The sequence below is a fragment of the Streptomyces sp. NPDC056224 genome (assembly GCF_042267665.1).
In the GTDB taxonomy this organism is placed as follows: Bacteria; Actinomycetota; Actinomycetes; order Streptomycetales; family Streptomycetaceae; genus Streptomyces.
Map to the genome: position 1 here is coordinate 1 of NZ_JBHJTK010000111.1, position 1,422 is coordinate 1,422.

Below are 1,422 nucleotides of genomic sequence, written 5' to 3' on the forward strand. Positions count from 1 at the left end.
GCTTAATGTTATTGAAGCTGTACTTAACTGCCTGCATCTGGCGGCAGAACTGTGGGAGTGGCTGGAAAAGCATTTGCCGGTTTTCGGGGCCTTCACGCTGTTTTTGGGCTGAATCCTGCCGTCATTCACCTGGCTGCATGGCTATGCAGTCGGGTAAAAATTATCTCCCGGCTTAACGGAGGATGTAGCGTTGCTTAAGCCGGGTTTTCGGGTGCCAGGTGCCGTCTGCGCCGTCAGTGCCGATCCGGCGGTGCAGACAACGGATGTTATGGTAAAAGCATGATGCCTGGCGGGTACGGAAAAATTGTGGCGACCGAGCCTGCAGACGCAAAAATCCGGCCCATACTTATTCGTCTCCTTCATCAGGAATGCAGTACTATCCAGCCACTGCAGGTATTTGGCCCCCAGCGGGGGCTTTTTTTGCCTGTTGTTGGGGCAGATAAAGAAAAGGGCCGCATTAGCGGCCCTTTTCGGAGAGAGCGATGCCTCAATGCGGAATTTCAGAGACTTCTTTAACGTCGGCTTTATTGATCTGCTGTTTGACACCATTTGCGTCTTTATAGCCCAGCAGGCCTGAGTCTGATTCTGTAGGCTTGCCGTCGCTGACAATTGTACGCCCGTCGTTGGTGTGGATGGCATAGCTTGTGCGCGTGCAGCCGGTTAGGGCTGAAAGCGCAACTGCCGCTGCGAACACTGAAACAAAAATCTTTTTCAAAGCCAGCTCCTTTTATCCGTATCAGTTGTCTAGTTCACTCATGTTGGTAATTTTGTCACGGTTGATCTGTTCGGTTCGGCCTGTATGGGCATCTTTGTAGGATACTAACCCCGTATCACTGTCAACTTTGGGTTTGCCGTCTGTAACGATAGTGCGACCATCTGTGGTTTTTATTTCTTGGTTTGAAGAACATCCAGCAGCGGCAAAGGTCACCAACGCGACCATCATGGCCGCCAACAGCGTTTTTTTATTCATAATAGGTTCCCTGCTTAAAGGTAAAGTGGATATGGTCACTAACCATCTAAGTATAGGTCGTTTTTTCATGCGAAAAGAGGATTGAAGGTGGGCATCATGCCCAGCAGTAAAAATGAATGAAAAACGATTTTGGAATGTTGCTTGTTTTTGAGGATTGAAATGGCCTTATTAATTTCACTGGTTGTAGTGGCAGGTCTTTACTATCAATTTTGGTATAAGCCACATAGAGCGCCGATCTTGCGTATATGGGGGATCGCGCCTGATGGACAAGAATTTCGATTATTGCTAACAGAGCATGGAGAAAAAGAGGCTGTTTTACTGTTCGGAAAGAAATCTTTTGTTGCCGTGCCAGATTCCTCATGATCGGGCTGAGGGTCACCATGGTCTTGGTGCTCAGGGCGTACGCCAGGGCGATGCGGACGATGGCCTCGATGACGTAGACGACGCCCCAG

Annotated in this window: 2 protein-coding genes and 1 pseudogene; all 3 read right to left on the minus strand. The window is 49.2% G+C overall.

The window, feature by feature from the left end:
- Window positions 1–487 precede the first annotated feature (487 nt).
- Window positions 488–715 carry a YgdI/YgdR family lipoprotein gene (locus ACFCZ1_RS38510; RefSeq protein ID WP_000719360.1) on the minus strand — a complete coding sequence of 76 codons (228 nt, stop codon included), beginning with the start codon at window positions 713–715 and terminating at the stop codon, window positions 488–490.
- A gap of 21 nt (window positions 716–736) precedes the next feature.
- A complete protein-coding gene (locus ACFCZ1_RS38515) occupies window positions 737–1,009 on the minus strand; it encodes a YgdI/YgdR family lipoprotein (protein WP_375877820.1) in 273 nt (90 codons plus the stop codon).
- A gap of 55 nt (window positions 1,010–1,064) precedes the next feature.
- Window positions 1,065–1,422 (minus strand): annotated as a pseudogene (locus ACFCZ1_RS38520) (hypothetical protein); the annotation flags it as partial.